The organism is Microvirga terrae (genome assembly GCF_013307435.2).
GTDB classification, from domain to species: domain Bacteria; phylum Pseudomonadota; class Alphaproteobacteria; order Rhizobiales; family Beijerinckiaceae; genus Microvirga; species Microvirga terrae.
Genome location: NZ_CP102845.1, coordinates 4,893,632 through 4,917,211 on the forward strand (window position 1 = coordinate 4,893,632; position 23,580 = coordinate 4,917,211).

General features: G+C 59.5%; 15 protein-coding genes and 1 pseudogene. 10 read left to right on the plus strand and 6 right to left on the minus strand.

Translation table 11 applies throughout. From position 1 onward, the window contains the following. Window positions 1–29 precede the first annotated feature (29 nt). From HPT29_RS22995 to HPT29_RS23005, 3 genes are all read right to left on the minus strand, one after another. Window positions 30–497, minus strand: a complete 468-nt coding sequence (locus HPT29_RS22995) for a nuclear transport factor 2 family protein (protein ID WP_173945880.1) — start codon at window positions 495–497, stop codon at window positions 30–32. 401 nt (window positions 498–898) lie between these two features. Then, window positions 899–1,138 carry a hypothetical protein gene (locus HPT29_RS23000; protein WP_173945879.1) on the minus strand — a complete coding sequence of 80 codons (240 nt, stop codon included), beginning with the start codon at window positions 1,136–1,138 and terminating at the stop codon, window positions 899–901. Window positions 1,139–1,862: 724 nt separating this feature from the next. Continuing rightward, on the minus strand, window positions 1,863–3,719 hold the full coding sequence (locus HPT29_RS23005; protein WP_173945878.1) for an ABC transporter ATP-binding protein: 1,857 nt from the start codon (window positions 3,717–3,719) through the stop codon (window positions 1,863–1,865). A 173-nt stretch (window positions 3,720–3,892) separates the two neighbouring features. Here HPT29_RS23005 and HPT29_RS23010 point away from each other — a divergent pair, with 173 nt between their 5' ends. The 5 genes from HPT29_RS23010 (at window position 3,893) to recD2 (ending at window position 10,602) form a co-directional block, all read left to right on the plus strand. Then, window positions 3,893–4,390, plus strand: a complete 498-nt coding sequence (locus HPT29_RS23010) for a cupin domain-containing protein (RefSeq protein WP_173945877.1) — start codon at window positions 3,893–3,895, stop codon at window positions 4,388–4,390. Between the two features lie 101 nt (window positions 4,391–4,491). Next, a complete protein-coding gene (locus HPT29_RS23015; RefSeq protein ID WP_173945876.1) occupies window positions 4,492–5,985 on the plus strand; it encodes a carboxypeptidase M32 in 1,494 nt (497 codons plus the stop codon). Between the two features lie 86 nt (window positions 5,986–6,071). Further along, a complete protein-coding gene (locus HPT29_RS23020; protein WP_247654217.1) occupies window positions 6,072–6,791 on the plus strand; it encodes a phosphodiester glycosidase family protein in 720 nt (239 codons plus the stop codon). Between the two features lie 12 nt (window positions 6,792–6,803). Further along, window positions 6,804–7,955 (plus strand): synaptic vesicle VAT-1 family membrane protein, encoded by a 1,152-nt coding sequence (locus tag HPT29_RS23025; RefSeq protein ID WP_259060301.1) that lies wholly within the window; start codon window positions 6,804–6,806, stop codon window positions 7,953–7,955. Between the two features lie 448 nt (window positions 7,956–8,403). Continuing rightward, window positions 8,404–10,602: an SF1B family DNA helicase RecD2 gene (gene recD2, locus HPT29_RS23030; protein WP_173945874.1), complete on the plus strand. Its 2,199-nt coding sequence runs from the start codon at window positions 8,404–8,406 to the stop codon at window positions 10,600–10,602. Window positions 10,603–11,345: 743 nt separating this feature from the next. Here recD2 and HPT29_RS23035 read toward each other — a convergent pair. Further along, window positions 11,346–12,824, minus strand: coding sequence for a protein adenylyltransferase SelO (locus tag HPT29_RS23035; protein WP_173945873.1), 1,479 nt, complete (start codon window positions 12,822–12,824; stop codon window positions 11,346–11,348). Between the two features lie 271 nt (window positions 12,825–13,095). Here HPT29_RS23035 and HPT29_RS23040 point away from each other — a divergent pair, with 271 nt between their 5' ends. Both HPT29_RS23040 and htpG read left to right on the plus strand, forming a co-directional pair. Continuing rightward, window positions 13,096–14,097 (plus strand): 3'-5' exonuclease, encoded by a 1,002-nt coding sequence (locus tag HPT29_RS23040; protein ID WP_173945872.1) that lies wholly within the window; start codon window positions 13,096–13,098, stop codon window positions 14,095–14,097. A gap of 115 nt (window positions 14,098–14,212) precedes the next feature. Then, window positions 14,213–16,105 carry a molecular chaperone HtpG gene (gene htpG / locus HPT29_RS23045; protein ID WP_173945871.1) on the plus strand — a complete coding sequence of 631 codons (1,893 nt, stop codon included), beginning with the start codon at window positions 14,213–14,215 and terminating at the stop codon, window positions 16,103–16,105. 2,923 nt (window positions 16,106–19,028) lie between these two features. Here the strand turns inward: htpG and HPT29_RS23050 are convergent. Both HPT29_RS23050 and HPT29_RS23055 read right to left on the minus strand, forming a co-directional pair. Further along, a complete protein-coding gene (locus HPT29_RS23050; protein ID WP_173945813.1) occupies window positions 19,029–19,955 on the minus strand; it encodes a hypothetical protein in 927 nt (308 codons plus the stop codon). Window positions 19,956–20,090: 135 nt separating this feature from the next. Further along, a complete protein-coding gene (locus tag HPT29_RS23055; protein ID WP_173945812.1) occupies window positions 20,091–20,579 on the minus strand; it encodes a hypothetical protein in 489 nt (162 codons plus the stop codon). A 1,004-nt stretch (window positions 20,580–21,583) separates the two neighbouring features. Between HPT29_RS23055 and HPT29_RS23060 the strand changes: the two genes are divergently transcribed. The 3 genes and pseudogenes from HPT29_RS23060 (at window position 21,584) to HPT29_RS23070 (ending at window position 22,493) form a co-directional block, all read left to right on the plus strand. Continuing rightward, window positions 21,584–21,805, plus strand: coding sequence for a calcium-binding protein (locus HPT29_RS23060; RefSeq protein WP_259060303.1), 222 nt, complete (start codon window positions 21,584–21,586; stop codon window positions 21,803–21,805). 7 nt (window positions 21,806–21,812) lie between these two features. Next, a pseudogene (locus HPT29_RS23065) lies at window positions 21,813–22,139 on the plus strand (calcium-binding protein); the annotation flags it as partial. 69 nt (window positions 22,140–22,208) lie between these two features. After that, entirely contained in the window at window positions 22,209–22,493 is a 285-nt protein-coding gene (locus HPT29_RS23070; protein ID WP_259060305.1) for a hypothetical protein, read from the plus strand. Window positions 22,494–23,580 lie beyond the last annotated feature (1,087 nt).

Sequence of the window (23,580 nt, forward strand, 5' to 3'; positions counted from 1 at the left end):
TGCGGGTTGAGTGGTCAGGCCTTCGCGTGTTACCCGACGGCCATGCGCGTGCCGCCATGCAGTTGCCGGTTGCCCCAGCTCCGCAGCGCCCGTTGTGTAATGCTGGAGATCTTCCACAGGCCCTCAGCCTTGCCGAACCGGAACTCGTAGGCTCCGCATGAATGGTAGAAGTCCTCACCCTCCCCCTTGAAGTCGCGGTCGAACCTCAGGATCAGATAGTTGCAGCGCCCCCGCACGCCCTCCGGTTCGTTCGACAGCAGCAGGTTGGAGAAGCTGTGATGCTTGGCAAGGGTATCAACCGCATTCCGCCGGCGCTGGACGAACTCGGCGCCGTTCATGGTGTTGGGTGGTTCCCGCCCGGACGAGGCATAGTCAATGAAGACCTCCGTTGCGAGGCAGGCTTCCATGGCTGCCCAGTCCCTCTCGTCGAAGGCTAGGAAGAAGCGGCAGAGGACGTCGTTGATGGCGATGTGGTCGAGTGGATCCAAGGCTTGCATGACGATCGTCCTCTTTGGCGGAGTGGGATCGGTGGGTACGGGCATCATTGATGCAGTCAGTGCTGCCACTGCCATAAAAAGCCGTTCCGGGAAAGAAAAGCCGGGAAGTCCGCAACGGGTCAAACTAAGCCATTAGACGTGGGTTTTTGAAGGTCAGCTTACCCTAGGACTGCGGAAGTTCCGCTTTCGGCAGGCTCCGTAGAGTCGAGGATGGGCGCGGTAGCTTGGGCCATGCGGCAACGCTCCGTTTCCCACCCCCGTTCCTCGATTCGTGCCTTCAGCCACAGCCTGATCAGCCGCAGCGCGGAACTATCTGCGCTCCGACGCGCCACCGATTGCAGGAGTTCGCGGTGCGGGTTCGTATCGAAGGAGAGGCACAAGTTAGCATCAACCACATCGGTTCAGCCCCGGCAGATCAGCCGGTGCACTTCCTTGACCGCACCCATCGCCCCACGCGCGGGGCGATAGCCGTTGGCATTGTCCTCGAAGATCGGCTCCAGCACGAGTTTTTCGGTGGTTTGCACGACCCGATCCCGAAGGGTCGGAATGCCGAGCACTCGCTCGCCGTCACCCGGCTTCGGGATTGTCATCGGCCGCACCGGATCGGCCCGATCGGTCTTCGAGACCAGTTCCTCGCGCAAGCCCGCCAGCTAGGCCTCCAAGCCCTGCGCCTCGATCTGCTCGAAGCTCATCCTGCCCACCCCTGGTGCCTCATGTTGTTTCTTAAATGGGGCACTCGTCTGCGCGGGTCAGCAATATTAGCACTCGACGCATCAGAGTGCTAAACGGAAATAATCACGCGGTCGGGAGGGCTGCAAGCCACCCCTTATGGATAGGTGAACCTGGAGAGAACAGGATCCTCGGGAGCGACGTTGCCCCCGTGGGCTGCTTGGCCGTTCGGAGGTTCAGTCGTGTTGAGCTTTGAAGCCGTTGAAGAGGTCTGTGAGAGCAAGCAGATGACGCTTGTCATCCACCCAGCGACCCGCCGAGCGATCAAAGGATACGAGGAAAGCCTCTACGTCGGGTTGCGCTGCTTTCTGGCGGGAGGGTCAGACGGCCTCTATGTCCTCCCGCTCCAGGGCACTGGCTATGTGCGTCTCATCTTTTCAAAGCGGGTTTCATTTGGAGGGCACAATCTTCTCAGGATTGGACCGCTGACGAAGGAGGGATTGGCACGGATCAAAGCATCCTTGGGCTGGCTGCTCTCAAGGCTGCATTATCGCCTGCCCCCAGTCGAGCATCCACAGCAGACCTTGCGGCGTCAGCGCGGCGGTTACCAATCAGAGATGCGGCGACAGGGTTTAGGGCGGCGCCTGTGCAAAATAACACGTGAGGCCAGCCAGATCTCATGGTGCCATGATCCCTTCATCGATAACCAGAAGCCTGTAATTCGAAGAGTTCGGCGTAGCGCCCGCCTGATGCAACAAGCTCTTCGTGGGAGCCAGCCTCCGCAACCTGCCCATTCTCGAGAACGAGGATGCGGTCGGCCATCCGTACGGTCGAGAAGCGGTGCGAGATGAGAATGGCGGTTCTGCCCGCGCTAAGATCCCGAAACCGCTGGAAAACCTCATACTCGGAGCGGGCGTCGAGAGCGGCGGTTGGCTCGTCCAGGATGAGCACCTCCGCATCCCGCATGTAAGCCCGGGCGATCGCGATCTTCTGCCATTCGCCCCCGGAGAGGTCCGCGCCCTCGTGGAACCGCTTGCCAAGCGGCTGGTCATAGCCCTGAGGCAGGCGTCGAATAATGCAATCGGCGAGACTGCGCTCGGCCGCCTGCTGAATCCGACTGCGATCATCGGTGGCCTCAATGCGGCCTGCTCCGATGTTCTCACCCGCCGTGAAGTGAAACCGCACAAAGTCCTGAAAGATGACGCCGACGTGGCGTCGCAGGTCGGCCAGATCATATTCACGCAGGTCATGGCCATCGAGAAGGATCCGTCCCTCTGTCGGATCGTAGAGCCGGGCAAGGAGCTTCACGACCGTGGTCTTGCCGGCCCCGTTCTCCCCCACCAGAGCCACAACCTCACCAGCCGTCAGCGTTAAGCTCAGGTGCCGGACCGCCCAGCGATCGGAATCTGGATACCGGAAGCCCACATTTTCAAACACGATCCCCGACACCAGCGGCTGCGGGAATGGTCGAGGAATTGGCGGTGACGTGATGCTTGGACGGACATCGAAGAAGGAGAACAGATCCTCCAGGTACAGCGCCTGCCCGGCGATCTGGGAAAAGCCAAGAAGCAATCCTTCAAGCAACCCTCGCAGGCGCAGGAAAGAGCCGGACAGGAACGTCAGGTCACCGATGCTAAAGTCGCCCCGGACAGTTCGCCACACGATCAGAGCGTAGGCCAGGTAATAGGCGCAAGACGCAAGTGCGGCAAAGAGCGTACCCCATGCGGCCCTGCGGATCGCAAGCCGCTGGTTGTCCGCGTACATCCGATCTGCGAAGGCTCTAAATCGATCGACCAGGAAACAGTTGAGACCAAAGAGCTTGATTTCCTTCGCAGTCTCGACGCTTGAACCCAGGTAGCGGATGTAATCGAGTTGGCGTCGTTCCGGCGTGCGGAAGTAGTTGAGCCGATAGCCCTGAGCGTTGAAATGCACCTCGCCGACGAAGGCTGGCAAAAGCGCAAGGATGATTAGGACGATGAGCCAAGGCGCATAGGCGAGCAGGCCGGCAGCGAGCGACAGGACCGTGAGCACGTCCTGGACTTGGCCGAAGATCTGGGTCAGGAGGGTGGTTCTCCCGGTGACCTGACGGCGGGCCCGCTCCAATCGGTCCTGCTGATCACTGCTCTCGAACTGCTCGAGGTCCAGCGTCGTCGCGTGCTCCATCAGGCGCACACTGGCAAAGTTGCTGTAGCGCTCGGACAGGAGGCTGTCGACGAGGGAACTAGCTCGCCCCAGAAGATCGGCCACAATTGCGAGGACCAGCTCCAAAACGAGCAGCCCGCCGAGAGCATCAAGTCGGCCGCTCCCGAACCAATCGCTAAAGCCTCCCCCTGGTGAGGGGATTTGTGTCTGGGCTACAACCTCATCGATGATGAGCTTACCGACAAAAAGTACCAGAATGGGCAGGACTGACCGCGTCAGTCGCAGCCCGAGACTTGCTGTTGTAAGAGCGGGACTGGCCTGCCAGACCAGGCGGAACAGAGACGGAAGGTGACGGAAGGCACCAACCCGCTCACGCAAGGAGCGGCTGGAGGGGAACACTGGAGCGGCCATCCCATTAAAATAGGGGTCCAGGGTTCACTCGTCGAGCCGAGGCACTGCTGCAGTCGGGGCCTTCTCTTTGCGAATAACATCATACCGAAGGCCTGAACCCGCCGTCTTATCCTCGGTCTCCTTGCTCGTGATCTAGGGCTAGGACAAAATGCCATATCGTCGCGGAGAGCGCCATGACAGATCACAGCCACGACAACGTCCACGATCCGCACGAGCACTGGAAGCACCACGGCGTCCAGGTGATCAAGGGCGACCGCCTCGATCCGAACACGGCCCAGACCCCAGGCATGTTTCGCCAAGCTGCCATCAATCACGCCCGGGTGGGCGCGCAGAAAATCTGGGCGGGCACGGTTTCGATCCAGCCGAATGCCAAAACCGGGGTGCACCACCACGGCGAATTGGAGAGCGTCATCTATGTGGTGCGGGGCAAGGCTCGCATGCGCTGGGGCGAGCGGCTGGAGTTCGTTGCAGAAGCCGGACCAGGGGATTTCATCTATGTGCCACCCTTCGTGCCCCATCAGGAGATCAACGCCAGCCCGGATGAGCCCCTCGAATGCGTTCTGGTGCGCAGCGACAACGAAGCCGTTGTCGTGAACATCACCGATGTGGATCCGGTGGAACAGCCGGAGGAGGTGTACTGGGTCGACCCGATCCACAAGCACCCGGGATAAGGCTAGGACAGGGCCTCAGAGGCAGGCTCAAATTCAACCGATGCATCATCGGGAACGGCTGCGGGTTCACACCTCAACCCAAGAACGGGGTTCACGCCCACATGGAAACCTACAAGACGCTGGAAGATCGCTTTGCCCGCATCAGCTCAATCGCGGATGCGGTCGGCATTCTGCAATGGGATGCCGAGACCCTGATGCCGGAGGGCGCCGCCGATAGTCGCTCCAACCAACTCGCGACGCTCAAGGGCATCGCTCATGAGCTTCTCACCGCACCCGATACAGGCGACCTCCTGGGCCAAGCAGGCCAAGACAGCGATCAGCTCGACGATTGGCAACGCGCCAACTTACGCGAGATGCGGCGGGTCTACCTCCATGCGGCTGCGGTTCCGGCCGATCTCGTCGAGGCCAGCTCCAGGGCTGTATCCCGGGCGGAATTGGTGTGGCCCGAAGCCCGGCAGAATGGCGATTTCGCCCTGCTTCTGCCGCACCTGTCCCAGGTCCTCGCCCTCCAGCGGCAGATCGGCCAAGCCAAGGGCGAGGCGTTGGGGCTTTCCCCCTACGATGCTCTCCTCGATAGTTACGACCCGGGTCTCCGCCAAGCCGCCATTGACCCCCTGTTTGCCGAACTCGGCGCCGAACTGCCGGACCTGATCCAGGAGGCACAGGAGCGCCAGAAGGGCTTTCCTGCCATTCAGCCGCTCAACGGCCCCTTCCCTGTCGACGATCAGCGACGCATCGGCGAGCAGTTGATGCAGGCCGTTGGGTTCGATTTCAACCGGGGGCGGCTCGATGTGAGCCTGCATCCCTTCTGCGGTGGATCCACGGGTGATGTCAGGATCACCACCCGGTACGACGAGGCGAACTTCATGAACGCGCTCATGGGAGTGCTCCATGAGACCGGGCATGCGCTCTATGAGCAGGGCCGCCCCGAGGATTGGCATCGCCAGCCGGTTGGGCTCGCGCGCGGCATGAGCCTGCACGAGAGCCAATCGCTGCTCATCGAGATGCAGGCCTGCCGGAGCTGGGAGTTCGTCACATATCTTGCTCCCCTCGTACGGGAGACTTTCCAGGGTGAGGGGCTAGCCTGGAACCCGGAAAACCTCCACCGAATCCTAACCAGAGTGGAGCCGGGCTTCATCCGCGTGGATGCCGACGAGATCACCTATCCGGCCCACATCCTGGTTCGCTACAAACTCGAGAAGGCGCTCATTGCCGGCGTTCTTCAGATTGACGACCTGCCCTCAGCGTTCAATGAGGAGGTCAAAAAGCTTCTCGGTCTCACAGTGCCTAATGACAGCCTGGGATGCTTGCAGGATATCCACTGGCCTGGTGGCGCGTGGGGCTATTTTCCGACCTACACGCTTGGCGCCGTGACGGCAGCCCAACTCTTCGAAGCTGCCTGCCATGCAGATTCCAGCATTCTTCCTGGGCTGACCTCTGGGGATTTCGGACCCCTTCGCGGATGGCTGCGTTCAAATGTCCATTCCAAGGGCAGTTTGGTGACGACCGATGAGCTTCTGATGGGTGCAACCGGACGACCGCTCTCGGCGGATGTCTTCCGCACTCACCTTCGGGAACGGTATCTCGCCCGCTGAAAGGACCTAAGCTGCAAATGATAGCTATCAGCTCCAATCTCGGCCGCTCGCTCTCCCGGGCAATCATCCTGGTGTCCGGGACCCTCATGTCCCTTGGTCTGCCTGCCGGACGACCCGTGGCTCAGGCCGCTAGCGATCCGTGTCGGCCAGTCCAATATGCTGACAGCACCTTCGTGGTCTGCACGGTGGATCTGCAACGATACGAGGTGAGACTGTTCTGGCGTGGGCCGGACGGGGAGGTTCTTGGCTCGTTCGATCGGTTGAGAGGGACGCCGGAGGGTTCACGCCTTGCTGTCGCCATGAATGCAGGCATGTACCATGAGGACCGCTCGCCCGTAGGGCTTTACGTTGAGAATGGAAAGGAGTTGAAGGCGGCCAACACAAGGAACGGCCCTGGGAACTTCCACCTCAAGCCCAACGGCATCTTTTATGTCAAAGGCCGTCAGGCCGGCGTGCTTGAGACCGGAACCTATCTGAAGCGGAGAATCAGGCCCGATTTCGCGACGCAATCGGGCCCAATGCTCGTCATCGACGGGAAGATCCACCCTCAGTTCTCAGAACAAAGCACCTCCCGCAAGATCCGGAATGGCGTCGGCGTGAAAGGCCAGGACACGGTCGTGTTCGCGATTTCAGAAGACCCAGTCACGTTCAGCACATTCGCTCGCTTGTTCCGGGACGAGCTAGGTTGTCCCAATGCCCTGTTCTTGGATGGAAGTGTCTCCAGCCTCTATGCCCCTTCATTGGAGAGGATGGACACGCTCATGCCCATGGGGCCGATTGTCGGGGCCTTACGCCGGCGCTCATAAGAGGGGACTTCAGTGACAGTGCAGACGTTTCAGGTCGAAGCTGGAGGCGTACCAGCGATGCCTTCAGGATCCATGCATAAAGTGGTTATTCGCAAAGCCGGCGGATACGAGCAGCTGAAGCTCGAAACACATCCCTTGCCCGAACCTGGCAAGGGACAGGTTTTGATCCGCACCGAGGCAGTGGGGGTGAACTATGCTGACATCTGTGTTCGTTGGGGCGTGTACGAGTCCGCGCGTCGGTTTGTGGGCTGGCCGATCACGCCCGGATTCGAATATTCAGGCTGGGTGGAAGACGTTGGCCGTGAGGTCGAGCATGTGAAGCCCGGCGACCCGGTGTTTGGAGTCACTCTCTTCAACGGCTATTCCACGCACGTCTGTGCCCCAGCAGATCTGGTGTGGCTTAAGCCTCAGGCTCTTGACTTTGAGGCAGCGGCTGGTTTCCTGGCCGTCCACCTGACCGCGTATCATGGCTTGCTCCAGAATGTGGTGATCCGGCCCGGCATGAGGGTGCTCGTGCATTCGGCCGGCGGCGGAGTGGGCTCGGCGCTCATCCAACTCTGCAAGTTGCACAATCTGCACGTAACCGGCGTGGTGGGACGAAGCCATAAGGTCGAGTATGTGCGCCAGCTCGGCGCAGACGCCGTAATCGACAAATCCACTCAGTTGCTTTGGGATGAAACCAGGCGCCTCTGCCCTGACGGCTACGACTTGATCTTTGACGCGAACGGCCCTGAAACCTTGGCGCAAAGCTATGCGCATCTCAAGCCCACAGGCAAGCTGTTGGTCTATGGCTTTCATAGTTTTCTGCCCAAACAGGGTGGGCGCATCAACTACCTCAAGGCGGCCCTTGGAATGCTGAGGATGCCGCGCTTCAATCCTTTGTCGATGACAAGCGAGAACAAAGGTGTCGTGGCGTTCAATTTGTCGTTCCTCTTTCCGCGTGCCGACCTGTTGCACGCGGCTGTGAACGATCTCACCGCCTGGTTAGAAGCGGGGGACATTCGGGTGCCAAAGGTTCGTTCTCTTGCATTGGAAAATGTGGCTCAAGCTCACCGATTTCTGGAGTCAGGCGAAACCACGGGCAAGTTGGTCTTGCGAACAGCGCCGCGCTTCAGAGCGTCAGCGAACGAGGCAACTGTTCAGGGAGCCTCTGCTCCTGATTAATGAGCGCGAAAGTTGCCTGAGTGCGCTGTGGAAGAGGCTGTCTGATCACCTCGGCATAAATAGAACGGAGATCTTGCTCGATCCGGCGCAGGAGTTCGGTATTGGAGATTGCCACGGGTCGCTCGCCCCGATCCGTTGTCCATCTTCACCTCCAAATCCGCCCTCATCTCCTGAGTATCGCTTCGCTAACCGATGATTGACCACTTTCCTTGTCGGCTGTGGAAACCGAGCAGAACTCTGCGAATGCTCGGGATTGACGCTTGCAAGCTTAGCATCACAACCGGACTCGCGAATTGTCCCTGCGCGCGGTCGTGTCAAGCTGAGTCGCCGCAAAAAAGCCTTGAAACGAACCAAGAACATCCGATGACAATATAGGGATAGCATCCTCGTCAGTGGTGCCATCCAACGATACAGTCGGAGAGCCGAGGAACCTTCCCTGGCAGTCACCATGAACCAAATGATGCGCCCCTCACAAACCGATCAGAGGCCTGCCCTCGAGACACTCGCGGGTTCGGTGGAGCGCATCACCTTCCACAATGCCGAGAACGGCTTCGCTGTCCTGAAAGTTTATACGCGTGGCAAGCGTGACCTTGTGACAGTTGTGGGCCACACCCCGGCGGCGTCGGCCGGGGAGTGGGTCACAGCCAGTGGGCTCTGGATCAGCGACCGCACGCACGGGCTCCAGTTCAGGGCCGAGGTTCTGAAGACCACCCCGCCCACCGGGGCAGAGGGCATCGAGAAGTATCTGGCCTCGGGTCAGATGCGCGGCATCGGACCCGCCATGGCCAAGCGGATCGTGGCAGCCTTTGGCGTGGACACCTTCGAGATCATTGAAGCCGCCCCCGAGCGCCTGACCGAGGTGCCCGGCATCGGCCCGATGCGGGCCTCCCGCATCGTGGCGGGCTGGGCCGAACAGAAGGCCGTGCGGGAGATCATGATCTTCCTTCATGCGCACGGGGTCGGTACCGCCCGGGCGGTCCGCATCTTCAAGACCTACGGCTATGAGGCCATTCAGGTCATGACCGAGGACCCGTACCGGTTGGCGAAGGATGTGCGCGGCATCGGCTTCCGGACAGCGGATGCCATCGCAGCCAAGCTCGGAATGGAGAAGACAGCCCCTCAGCGCATCCGGGCTGGTATCTCGTTCGCGCTCCAGACGGCGACGGATGAGGGGCACTGCGCATTGCCGGTCGAGGCTCTCACCCGGCTGGCCGAGCGACTCCTTGAAGTGGATGAGGCCCTGATTCGTACCGCCATCGTCGAGGAACTGTCCAAGGGCGAGATCGTCTCGGACACCATTGGTGAGGAGACCTGCCTCTTCCTGAAAGGGCTGTACTTGGCCGAGCAGGCGATTGCCTCTCGTTTGATCGAGCGAGCGTCTGGTCCAACACCTTGGCCCGAGATTGACCTCGACAAAGCCATTCCCTGGGTCGAGGGCCGCACGGGCAAAACCCTGGCCGCCTCGCAGCGTGAGGCACTGAAGCTGGTGCTCGGCGCCAAGGTCGCGGTGGTGACCGGCGGTCCCGGTGTCGGCAAGACGACCTTGCTCGACACCATCCTGCGCTTGCTGGTCGCCAAGCGTGTTAGGGTGGCGCTGGCGGCGCCGACAGGACGGGCGGCCAAGCGTATGACCGAGCAGACCGGGCTGGAAGCCAAGACCATCCACCGGCTCCTGGAGATCGATCCTAAGCACGGGGGCTTCTCGCGCAATGAGGAGAACCCGCTCGACTGCGATCTGCTGGTTGTGGACGAGACCTCCATGGTGGATGTGCCGCTGATGAACGCCCTCACCAAGGCCATTCCAGCTCAGACGGGTCTGCTGCTGGTGGGCGATGTTGATCAGTTGCCGTCGGTCGGCTCGGGACAGGTACTGGCCGATATCATCGCCTCAGAGCGCATTCCAGTGGCGCGTCTGACCGAGGTGTTCCGGCAGGCGGCAGAAAGCCGGATCGTGGTGAACGCCCATCGCATTAACAGGGGCCAGATGCTCGAGCCTCTCAGGGCGGGCGAAGAGAGCGACTTCTACTTCGTGGAAATCAACGATCCCGAGGAAGGGGTGCCGAAGATCATCCAGATGATCAAGGACCGCATGCCACATCGCTTCGGGCTCGATCCCATGAAGGACATCCAGGTGCTCTGCCCCATGAATCGGGGGGTGCTGGGTGCCCGCAACCTCAACATCCAGCTCCAGGAGGTGCTCAATCCCAATCCGTCTGCGAAGGTGGAGCGGTTTGGCTGGCGCTTCTCACCCGGTGACCGGGTGATGGAAACCCAGAACGACTACGACCGGGAGGTGTTCAATGGCGATCTCGGTACGGTAGTCAGGATCGACGATGAGGAAGGGGCGCTGATTGCTTCCTTTGATGGCTGGGAGGTGTCATACCCATTTGGCGAGCTCGACACCCTCGTCCCCGCTTATGCGACCACCATTCACAAATCGCAGGGGTCGGAATATCCCGCCGTCATCATCCCGGTCGTAACACAGCACTTCGCGATGCTGGCTCGCAACCTGCTTTACACCGGCGTCACCCGCGGCAAGCGGTTGGTCGTTCTAGTGGGCCAGAAGAAAGCAGTTGGGATTGCAGTTAGAGGCGGGCAGATGAAGAGGCGCTGGACGAAACTGCGGGAATGGTTAGCTGCTCACTGATCGACAGATCAAATTTCCTTTGTCACGACGCGTTCGAGGTATGGTGTTCCAACACCATACGCAAATCTCCAGATAAAATAAGCTAGACCGTTCCGCTGCACGCATACACCCACTCAGGAGAGCCGCATATTGCGCCACCGATGACTGATGAATGGGAGCAACTGCGATCAGCGCGAAATCCAGATGCGCGGATGCCATATGGGAAAGGGCGGGCCGATGTCCTGTTCCTCCGGCCTGGGAAACCCTGGACCGTCGCCATTGAAGCCTAGAGCCTCGGACGTGAGAAGTGGACACCACTTTTGGGATTCATCCGAGGCTCCCTCTCTTGACCGGCGCATCGGTTGACGCGGCCTTATGGATCCGTCCGATGCGCTAGGTTCAGCTCCAGGGGGAGGAAGCTTACCACCAACGGGGGCTTCCCGAACCTCAAACCTCTCTTTGACGAGATCCGCGCTCGCCCGGCCGCTCAGGCCGCTTCCGCGCTGAAGGAGAAGCACAGCTTCAAATCTGAGGTGGAGGACGAAGCACGCCAACATATGTTCCGGCATTTGGCTGCCCCGGTCAGCTGAATTCTCACGCATCCCGCCGTTCCTCCGTCCAGTATGCAGGATGGTCACTGGGCGGAGGCAAAAAGCCGCGGAGAGATTTCGATGTCCAGGGGAGTTCCACGTCTGACGCTGGAGGTGCGGCACCAGATGTGGTGAACAACCCAGGTGCGAAGCGACTGAGGCGGCCGTCTGGCGTTACGTCCCGCAGAATGTCCGATAGACGCGCTGGTGTGGTTCCGGTGGTTCGGAATAGTGGGCGAAAGCTGGTTGGTCCTCATAGGGACGCGAGAGGACCATCAGAAGCTCCTCGAACGGAGCAAAGTCGCCCTGCTCCACTGCAGCTTGTATCATCGCCTCCACGCGATGATTGCGCGGGATAAAGGCTGGATTCGCCGCGCGCATGGCCGCTTGGCGGGTTGCAGCGTCTTGCGGCTCCTGGCTCAACCGCTCGCGCCAGCGGGTGGCCCAAGCATCATAAGCAAGCGGATTGATGAAGAGGTTTCGGGCGGCCTCGTCTCCCTCAGGACCAGCGGCAGCATCGCTCAGCCGCCGGAAGGTCAGGGTGAAGTCAGCCTGGTTCTCGGCCATGGCCTTCAGGAGATCACCGGCAAGCGTCGGGTCCTCCTCGCGCTCCGTCAGCAGCCCGAGCTTGCGCCTGAGCCCCGCGTGATAGGCCGCCTCGAACTTGCCCGCGAAAGCTTCGAGCGTCTCGCTCGCTTCAGCCACGGCCTTCTCCTCGTCCTCAGACAGGAGCGGCAGAAGCGTCTCGGCCAGCCGCGTCAAATTCCAGAGGCCGATGCGCGGCTGGTTGCCATAGGCGTAGCGGCCCTGCCGGTCGATGGAGCTGAAGACTGTCGCGGGATCGTAGGCATCCATGAAGGCGCATGGGCCATAGTCGATCGTCTCGCCGGCGATGGACATGTTGTCGGTGTTCATGACTCCATGGATGAAGCCGATGTGCAGCCAACGGGCAATAAGGTCTGCCTGGGCGGCGATCACCTGGTCGAGGAACGCGCGGTAGGGACGATCGCTTTCGGCAGCGTGCGGGTAGTGTCGGCCGATGACGTAGTCGGCGAGGAGTCGTAGCCCTTCCGTATCCTGCCGGGCTGCAAACAACTGGAACGTGCCGACCCGAATATGGCTCGATGCTACCCGGGTGAGAACCGCACCGGGAAGTGGCGTCTCCCGGACAACGGTCTCTCCGGTCAACACAGCGGCGAGCGCACGCGTTGTCGGCAGGCCGAGCGCCGCCATGGCCTCGCTGAGGAGATACTCACGCAGGACCGGTCCCAGTGCCGCCCGACCATCACCGCGGCGCGAGAAGGGTGTCGGACCTGAGCCTTTGAGCTGAATGTCCCGACGGATGCCATTTTGGTCGACCACTTCACCGAGGAGGATGGCACGGCCATCGCCGAGTTGCGGCACGAATTGCCCAAACTGGTGCCCGGCATAGGCCATGGCGATGGGCTCGGCCGCATCTGGAACGCGGTTGCCGGACAAAAGCTCGACTCCATCAGGGCTGGAGAGGTGATCAGGGTCGAGGCCGAGGTGTAACGCGAGATCCCGGTTCAGCCGGATGAGTCTCGGAGCTGTGACGGCTTCGGGTTCTATGCGCGCATAGAACCGATCAGGCAGGCGCGCGTAGGTGTTGTCGAAGGGAAAATGAATTGTCATGGTCCAGGCTCACCATTAGGACCACGTGAAATCGTATGAAGCGCTTCAGAAAACAAGGGTCGGACCATAAATCCGGACTGGGTTCAAAGCACTCCCGCTGTAACCTTGTATAACAGATCTGCCCCCACGATCGAGACAGACCAACCACTCCACAGTTTGTACGCCCTCCCGCCTATCTTGTGCATTAACGATCTGGCGACCCGCACCCTCTAGTCTGCCCCGCCGGGCCCGACGCGGGGGCCTGTCCTGTTGGCGGGCAGAAGGTGCGGGAATGCGAGGCCAGGCTGACCTTTTCTTGGACTACGATGCACCGCCGGGTCCGATCAAGACGAGTCCCGTCGATGAGATTGTCATCAAGGCCACGCAACGCAGCGAGTCCTTCAAGGCTCCTGACTATGAGACCGCCGCCCGGATGCTGGAGGCCACAGGCGACTACCGCGTTCTGCGCCGATTGACACCGCGCCCCATCGTCGTGTCCCGCACCTCTTTCCACGGCGAGAAGATCGCCGTCATCCTGGACACCGAAACCACAGGTCTGGATCACACAAGAGACGAGGTCATTGAACTCGGCATGGTTGCCTTCACCTATGATGAGGAAGGCCGGATCGGTGATGTGATTGGGACGTTTAATGCCCTGCGTGGGCCGAGCGTACCGATCAGCCCTGAAATCACTCGCCTGACCGGGATCACGCCTGACATGGTCGCCGGCCAGGTGCTCGATCTCGAGGCAGTGGAGAGGTTCATCGCGCCGGCGGAGTTGGTCATCGCGCATAACGCTCGCTTTGATCGGCCCTTCTGTGAGCGCCTGTCCAAGGACTTCCAGCTCAAGGCGTGGGCCTGCTCCCATTCCGAGATCGCCTGGAGCGGGTTCGGCTTTGAAGGATCGAAGCTCGGGTACCTCCTGACGCAATGCGGCTGGTTCCACCAGGGCCACCGGGCGGTCGAGGATTGCCATGCCCTGCTCGAGGTGCTGGCCTCCCCCCTCCCCTCCGGGGCCGGGTTCGCCTTCGAGCATCTGCTGAACTCGGCGCATAAAGCGCTCGTGCGCATCTGGGCCGAGGGCAGTCCGTTCGACATGAAGGATGTGCTGAAGGCGCGCAAGTACCGCTGGAACGATGGCACCGATGGCCGACCGAAGGCTTGGTGGGTGGAGGTCAGCGAGGAGGCCTTTGAGGCTGAACTCGCCTTTCTCCGGCGTGAGGTTTACCGGCGCGAGATCGAGCCCTTCAGCCAGAGGATCACCGCCTTCGAGCGGTTCCGGTCGGCACGCTAAGCGGCATCTGCTAGATTTCTGCGCAGCCGGACTCACCCAAGGCTTTCAGGCTTGAAATCTTGACCGTCCGCAGCCATCTCATCGCCCGCCGGAGCAACAAGGTTCATCTCACGCCATGACGACTGCTGACACCACTCCCGCCCCTGAGAACCACACGTTCGAGGCCGATGTCGCCAAGCTGCTGCACCTGATGGTGCACTCGGTCTATTCCGACAAGGACGTCTTCCTGCGTGAACTGATCTCGAACGCCGCCGATGCCTGCGAGAAGCTGCGCTACGAGGCGATCTCCCACCCCGCCCTGCTCGGCGATGATCCCAAGGCCCGGATCACGCTCCTGATCGATGCCGACAGCCGCCGCCTGACGGTTGAGGACAACGGCATCGGCATGAGCCGGGACGAGATGATCGAGGCGCTCGGCACGATTGCGCGCTCGGGCACCAAGGCGTTCATGGACCGGATCCAGGCGACCCAGGGCGGAGAAGGGGCTCAGCTCATCGGGCAGTTCGGCGTCGGGTTCTACTCGGCCTTCATGGTGGCCGACCGGGTCGATGTCGTCTCGCGCCGAGCCGGCAGTGAGGAGGCCACGACCTGGTCGTCCGACGGCAAGGGCTCCTACACGGTCGCGCCCGCATCCGCCGACGAGGCCCCAGCCCGCGGCACGCGGGTGATCCTCCACCTGATGGAGGACGCAACATCCTGCACGGAGCGCTACCGGCTCGAGCGCATCGTCAAGGAGCAATCCGGCCATGTTCCGGTTCCGATCGCCCTTGTCGAGAAGCCCGGAGCGGAGCCGCAGGAGCTCGCCGACGGCGCCGCACTGTGGGTGAAGCCGCGCTCCGAGATCACACCTGAGGATTACACCGACTTCTACCGCAGCGTGGCCGGCCAGTTCGATGAGCCGGCGCTGACGGTGCATTTCCGGGCCGAGGGCCGCCACGAGTATACGGCGCTTGCCTTCGTGCCGGGCTCCACGCCGTTCGACCTGTTCGATCCCGACCGCCACGGACGGATGAAGCTCTATGTGAAGCGGGTTTTCATCACCGACGAGGCCGAGCTCCTGCCGCGATACCTGCGCTTCGTGCGCGGACTGGTCGACTCGGCCGACCTGCCGCTCAACGTCTCGCGCGAGATGATCCAGGAGAGCCCGCTTCTCGCTGCCATCAAGAAGGGCGTGACCAGCCGGATCTTGAGCGAGCTTGAGAAGCTCGCGCAGAACGATCCGCAGGCGTACACCAAGGTGTGGGAGACCTTCGGCCCGGTGCTGAAGGAAGGGCTCTACGAGGATTTCGAGCGGCGGCAGACTTTGCTCGGACTGGTCCGGTTCAAGACCACTGCGTCCGGTGGCGGCTGGCGCTCGCTCAAGGATTATGTCGGCACCCTCAGGGAGAACCAGACCGCGATCTATTACGTCACCGGAACGGATCTCGGCCGGCTCGAGGCCTCGCCGCAGCTTGAGGGCTTCCAGGCGCGTGGCATCGAGGTGTTGCTGCTGCCCGATCCGGTCGACAGTTTCTGGGTCACGGCCGGCATCGATTTTGAGAACAAGCCGTTCAAGTCGGTCACCCAGGGCACGGCCGACCTTGCGCAGATCCCGCTGACCGAGGCCCAGGAGAACGTGGGCGCGTCGGCGCCGGAAGCGGTGACGCGGTTCATCCAATCCGTGAAAGCGACCCTCGGGGAGGCCGTCGCCGATGTGCGCGCCTCCGAGCGGCTCACCGAAAGCGCCGTCTGTCTGGTGGCAGCAGAAACAGGCATGGATCGGCAACTGGAGCGGCTTCTCGCGCGAGCGGGTCAGCTGACGTCCGCGGCCAAGCCCATTCTGGAGATCAACCCGCGCCATGACCTCGTCGTGGCCCTGGCCAACCTGAGCGAGGATCAGCAGGTTCTGCGCGAAGACGCCGCTCACCTGCTGCTGGACGAGGCGCGGATCCTGGACGGTGAACTCCCGGCTGATGCAAAGGCATTCTCACAGCGGCTCGCTAGGGTAATGCGGCGGTGCGTGCCCTGATGCTCGGCCAAAGCGACTATTAGGCAAGGACGCATGCAAAACCACTTCAAATGTGAGCAGCGCCCTGCTGGGCTCGACGAAGGTACAAAGGTCTGGTACAAAAGCCAGACGATACGGCAGCCGAAAACCCTTGCAAACTAGAGGTTTTCTTGATGTTGGCGGAGAATCTCCCGCTCTCCGCCATCATTTTCCTGAAAAGGTTTGTAAGGTTTAGAGAAAATGATGAGTGGACGAACCGTTCCCCACCTTTGATCCTGGCTTGGATATTGAGCAACTGCGTCTCAGACGCACGGAGAGGTGGTGTGCGGCGGCAAATGCATCTGTCCTAGTGATAACTGGCTGTGAGAGATGCCTTTGCTGGACCGAGGGTCACCCTTCTAACTGAGTTCTCATGTAGCTGTCCTAACCTCAGTCGGCGTCTCCCGCTCCGATGACATGCCTCGGAGGCAGCACCGTTTCCTTCTAGAGTTATCTGCCTCAAAAGCTCCGCGGTGGGTACCTCATCTACCTTAGCGGTTCCTTCAAAGTCGGCACTGGCTTAAAATCCTATCGTCGACTAGGAATCTCAGCGGGGAGGTCCGTGCAGTGCGCATTGAGGCAATGAGTGCTATCGTTCTGGCACTCCGCTGACAATTTCCCACGTGCAAGGCTTAACCGAATTGGAGAAGCGGCGAGCCAATCTTCCATTTGTCCGAGAGGCAACGAAATGAATTGCCGAGCATGTCCGAGCAAATTTGCCTCAGAGGCATGCGCCTAAGGACATCCTCAAAGCCGTCGGCGGAGCCGCCCCCGGTTGCCAGCAGACTGTCAAATGGATGGTTGATGAACACGACAAGATCTACGGCTTGGAACAGGCCAGAAGTTCTTGGCAGGTCCGTACATACAGGATTTGCCTTGCGCCGTGATGGCCCAGAACACGTCGCTAGATGACGTGAATACGGCAGGGGTAGCGTGTGATGCTGGTGAAATCGTCTTCGCTCCCATCAAAGACCCCAAGGCTCCACACTTGTCCATGACCTGAGGAACAAGGAAACGGGGTGGACACTTCGAATTGTGGAAACAAGCGAGACTTTTCAGTTCAGACAATAGCGCAAAAAGAACACTGAACGCGACTTCCTCATCTCCGCTGCGTCATCTGAGCCGCAGAAAGCGTTAGCTGCAGAGGTTCAGCTTTATAGGGACCATAGCGGCAACATCGGCTCCATTAATATTGAGAAGATATGGGAATCGTTTAACCACTACAGAATCGCATGAAGCCAGGAACCGGAAGGATCGGATGTTCGTCAGGATGGGATTGTGAGCAAGCCGCTCGGCGTTAATGAGCATTGTTGCGAGTACCCATAGTTCCCAAGGTTCCAGTCTGTGTTCCATCTCCGACCGAACATGGCAGCTGAGTATCGTCAGCAGGCCGAGAGCATCCGGACCATGGCTCGGCAAATCTCGTTAAGCGACATGAAAAGGCAGCTTCTCGACGCTGCCGTGCATCTCGACGTGTTGGCCGAGCAAGAGGAGCGCAGGGCTCGGCAAGCCGCCTCCCAGGAGCAGCCCAAGACGCTGGACGATTGACTTCGGCCGTAGACCCGACTGGCCTTTTGCAGGATTGCGCCTGGGTCTGACGCGTGTGCGAGCAAAGGCACCAAACAAACAAGGAAGGCTACAGTTCTCTGCATTTTGCGCATTCGCGAGCTTCCGAGTGCGTGCCAGCAGCCGATGCTGCCTAGACTCGGAGTGTCCTGAAACATTCTTATAGCCTCCGTGATGGAATAGATCAGCGTGACCACCGTTTACTGGCCATCTGACGTTATTGAAAAGGCTGGGTCGGCTCATGAACTCCGTACAATCTTCCAAAATTCATCCTGATGATACGGTGGATCCGAAGAGCGTTGCCAACACAGGCCCATCATTTCGGCGGGCATCGATCCTCTTTGTGACTTCTTTCGGCTCTCTCATTGGAGCCAGCCTGTTGATCGCTAGTCTCGCCCAGTACTAGATCCTTACGACCTATCGCATGTGGAGCCGAACAGCGCTCAACGGAGATGCTGGCGATGGATTACAAAATCGAACTCGGGGGCCAAGCACTCCATCGAGCGGAACACAAGGACCATTAGGACAACGGGCCTGCTATCTGTCAGGAGCGCTTCCGTGAGTACGCCCGCAACGCAATGAGGCGACTCGACGACGAAATTGGTGTCCTACGGCTGAACCCTAGAACAGTGTAGGAGCAGGCCCAAAACCGAGTTTTCCAGAGAAAACCCCGACGCCAAGGGGCAAGGAGACCCCGCTCAGCCTGAGCACCCGAGCCGGGCTCTGCGGGCGCAGATTGCCAAGTAGAGGGCGAGAGAGATTGGGGTGACTATCTCCATATTCTTGATTTCTGAATCGAAATCTCCTGGCTAAAGCGGCTCTTTCATTTGCTCCCTTACTCTCATGCGTTTCGAGCATCGGCGCGAAGAGAGACAGAGACGGGAGCTGTCCCAAATCCCAAGTGGAACACTTTCGCCGCCGAAGCGATTCACACTGCGACGGTGTTCACCCGTCAACTTAGCAACATCCATCGAACAAGCCCCGATGACTGGTTTACAGTCACCGGCTAAATTTTTCGCGCCATGATTAGCACAAGCATAAGTCTCTACTTGGTGTACAAGTACGCTCAATTATTTTTGCCTGCACAGTTTTGCATCCTACCTATAAAGGGTTACTCTCCTTTGGATTAGGGAACGGCATTCTACGTGTGAACGTATTTCTAACAACAACACTGCAATTCCGTAGTGCCATATTAAACGTAGATCAGTGTAGGTGAACTATGAAGCGTTCGTACGCTCTTGTTGTGTCCAGCGTAGCCCTGTTCTTGGCTTCCTCTTTTACCGCTTCTGCCCAAATCATCAGAACAGGCCAACAATGCGTGCCTGCGGTTGCCAACCCCTCAATGTATCGCAACTGCCGTCTGCATATTGTCCAGGGTAATGAAGTTTGCCGCTGCGCCATTGCCCCCCAAGCGCTCCGCCAGCGCATGGACCGGCAGAATGAGCCTGATGATCTGAGCACCGGCTCCATCAGTTCCCGTAGAGTGAATGGCGCGGTGGGCAGCATCGGAACAGCCGGTGGGGGCCGCAATGCAGGCCCGAACGGAACCCTCGGGAATATTGGCACTCAGAGCACAGCCGGGACCGGCATTGCAGCCAGCGGAGCAAGCAGCGTCGGTGCGCCCGGTAATGTTGGCGTACGTGGAGCCGCTGGTCCAGTGAGCAACGGAGGCGCAGTCAGCAACACTGGTGTCAGTGGCTCTGTCAGTGGGATCGGCAGTACAGGCGCAGGTGCTGGCGTTGGAACCAGTGGCGCGGCTGGCACCGTCGGAGGCGTGGGGGCTGGCAGCGCCGTCGGAACTGGCAGCACCACTGGAAGCAGCGGCGCTGTTGCCGGCAATAGCGGCACCGGTGGGAACGGCAGCACAAGAGGCTCTGGTAGCTCTACCGCTGGCGGTAGCAGCAACGTTGGAGGTCCGGGCAATCCGGGCAACGACAAAGGCGTTGGCAATGCGGGCGAGAGCCCCAATGGCCGCGACTTTGGTGGTGGCACGCAAGGCCGGAGCGACGCGGGCGGCAATGGCTCCAACGGCCATGGCGGCGGCCACGCTGGCGGAGCCGGCAACCCCGGCAATGACCGGAGCGTCGGCGGGGCTGGCGAGAGCCCGAACGGTGGTGACTTCGGCGGTGGAACGCAGGGCCGCAGCGATGCGGGCGACAAAGGGGGCAACGCGGGTGGAAACGGGAATGGCGGCAACGGCGGTGGACGCGGCGGTAGGGGTTGAAAACCCATGGGGATGAAAACATCCCTTGTTCAGTCGCTTCACTGTCCTGTGTAAGCTGACCTGCTTGAGGCGAGATGGGCCCTTGGCTCGATGATGAGCCAAGGGCCTTCACGCGATGGATCAATGTCCAAGCGGCGGCAGCCGCAGCTTAGAACGCTTAAATCTCGCGCCGACCGATCAAGACGGGGGCGGCGGGGAACTGGCATTGGGCGAGGCTTCCTGCCCTCGTAAGCCAAGAGCCTGTTGCAAATTCGAGCTGAGGCTGTTGAGAGGGACGAACTCATACTGCGAGACCGTTATGCATCGTCCCTCAATGCTTGCCATCACCACGGCGTTGGCAGAAAGCTGTTGGCTTTCGCCTGCTGGGGCGCTCGTTGAACTTCGACGGGCCTCGTCCGGACTACCCTCCTTCGTCACAGCGATGACGTACCAGACGTTTCCGGTTTTCGCCGCTTCGGCCAATAACCGCGCTCGTTGCTTAGTCTCGTTCAACGCCTTGCGACGCTCTTCAATGGACTCACCCCGTGTGAAGGCGAGATTGGGGGGCGTGTCTCCGCTTTCGCCGTAGGGATGAACGAAGTTCAACGTCATCCGCAAGCTGTCAGCCTTAACCTCGGTGACGGGAAGCGCTGCAGCTTCTTTACGCCCCTGGACAAACTCGCGCACGGCCACATCGCAGGACCGGAACTCATCCGGTTCCTGCACAGCTTGCCGAGGCTCTGACTTGGCCTGGGGAGGAGGGTTGCGTTTCCGGGATGGTGCGCCCTCCGCGCCAGCAGAGAAGGCAAGAACACAAGCGACAGCTAACGGGAAAACTCGCACCATGGCTCCTTCCTCCTGACATCAGGAAGAACGTCCCCAACCCAGCCTAAGGCCAAGCTGCTTGGTTCGTAACGAGTCCCCAGCCGAGATGGCTACGCTCAGGAAAACAACGTTCAGGCCGGTTCTTAGTTGCTGAGCGGTCTTTCAACCGCTTAGCGCTGCCGTTCTGGATATCCTGCAACCAGCCAGACAGGATCAACTCTCGCCCTTGTGCTTCAGCGCACTTATGTCGTGGCAAGCTCTCGTGACAACAGGCTTCTCGTCACCAGACAAATCCGGGCCAAGAAGGACGCTATAGCGGGTTCGGGTCCCAAGATGCACTGCCTCACATACTTCTGCAGCTCTCCAATGCGTCGTTCTCGGATTAACGAATGACGGAAGCAATCCTGGCAAAGGCCTTATCTGTCAGTTGCCAGGAAGGACTTGCACTGTCGCCTTCAACTAAGTCGATATACATATGAAATGTTTCACACAGCCTCTCAGCGGGCTCTTGTGGAGTTATCTGAGCCATATCGCTCCTGACCGGTTGGGAAATCGAATCTCGGCGCGCGAAGTTGATTAGTGAATGTGGAAATAATGGATAGAGGTGGGTCTACCGCATTGGCCTACGTTCTTTCTGCAATTGCCCATCGTCTCCATGACCTGCTCAGCGACATCTAGCCAAGCTGGAGCAACTTCGGCTCCATCGTTGTTGGTTGGCCCTCTTGAAGTTGTGTACCAACGAGTTGTTTGTAGATTTCGCAGGTGCAAACGAAACATTGAGTATTTCCCATGTGGTAGCTCGTCATAAGGTGAGCATTCCTATGGACGAGCGCCGTGAGTTATTCAAAACATTGAAAGCATGATCAATGGCTGACATTCTCGGGAACGCCCGTCCCAACGACCTCATAGGCACAATCTTATCGGATCGGATCATTGGATTTGATGGAGACGACATACTACTCGGGTTACTCGGTAATGATACCATCTACGGAGACGGTGGGTTTGATCGCATCGACGGACAAGATGGCAATGATGTAATCAGAGGGGGGGGGAAGCCAGCTCGACTATATCGCCGGTGGTCGCGATAATGATCGCATTTACGGTGATGACGCAAACGACCAGCTTATAGGCGAAGCGGGAAATGACACCATCTTCGGTGGCCGCGGCGACGACTATGCGGCGGGAAATCCAGGGGATGATTCGATCGCTGGCGAGGCAGGCGACGATTTCTTCGTTGGAGAGGCAGGCAATTATGTTGTCCGTGGCGATTCCGGCAATGACTTTGTCGCTGGTGGAGATGGCGACGACCGTGTTCTAGGCGGAACCGGACGTGATCTCGTCGACGGAGATCTCGGAAACGACCTGCTCTACGGCCAAGCCGGAAATGACGTCCTAAACGGCGATGCTGGAGACGATTATCTCAACGGCGGTGCTGGAAACGATAGGCTTGTCGGTGGACCGGGAAGCGACGCATTCCACTTCGGCGATGCATTGTCTCCATCGAACGTTGATCGGATTGTCGACTTCAATGTAGCCGAAGATACGATCCGTCTGGAGGACAGGATCTTCAACCGTGCAGGACCAACCGGCACGTTATCTGCCGAAGCCTTCCAAGTCGGGGCAAGAGCGCAAGATGCTGATGATCGAGTTATCTATGACTCGACGACCGGCGCACTCTATTATGATCGAGACGGTAGCGGTTCATCAAACCAGGTGAAGTTTGCACAGCTCAGCAGCGGCTTGGCATTGACGAGCGACAACTTCCTATTGGTCTAAAGCTCAGACCCAATTACGTGATGGCGGGAAATTCAAAGGGCGGCGGTTGAGCCGCCCCTATTCGCAGCGGTCATCTGATGAGCCTTGAACCATTCACGTCCCATCCCATACATGATCGATGCTCTTCCGGTCGACGCCCTTCCGGCGCTAAACGACGTCCTGCTCCTGCTGGACATCTTCAGGGCGGTCTGGGCCTCGGTGTGTACTCGCGCTCTCAAAAGGTCACTCAAGTTAGAGCTTGATCGCGGGTCCTAGAGGAATAGGAAAACACGGCCTAAACGTCAGTCCAAAAAGGCATGGCTAGGTTGCAGAATGTCTTTCACAGTTGCTTGGCTACGGTTCTACTAATCCAAAAGCGTCGGAGCGGGCGTCTACTGCCGAATTCTGGACTTCTGAAACGCAATCTCTTGGTCAAATCCAAATCTGCTAGAGAAGCAACTTGTCCAATAGAAATGAAACCGCGTGAGAACCAGACAAATCGCGGAAACCAAATACACAGTATTAAGCCGAGTGGCAGGAAAATTTTCGATAGGATAGTTCAATCGCGAAAGGCTGGAATGGTTCAATCTGAGTTCTTGCGCGAGATTTTACGAAAATTCCAATGCCGTTCTATTGCGGAAATACGGCCAAGGTCGGCCCAGTGCCATTTCCAGACTTTCAACAGTTGGCAAATCCAATCCACTCGAGAGACACATGAACGCCAGATGCTCGGATATGGTTATGCCGTCTGGCAAGCGTTCCGGATTCCACAACTCGCGAACAAATCAAGAACATTTCCATAGTATCCCAGCCTTGGAACCAATAACTTCGCTCTTCTTGATGAAGGTGACGATGACTGGCCAGACCCAAACCGTATCCGACCCGAACGAAACGAATGCTCACGTCATAGCGGTGATCGAGGCTTGTAGGGATGTCCCAATCTGGCGATCAGGGCTCTACTTACCAAGCAGGAGATACTGGAGCAGCGGATCGGTCGTCCGGCATCGGCGCTTTCGTTCGGATACGTCCGCGGCCGCACCAGGGTCGCGCCAAGACAGTCCGGCTGACGCGCCGCCCGGCTCCGGAGGTCCGCTCACATGCGGCATGG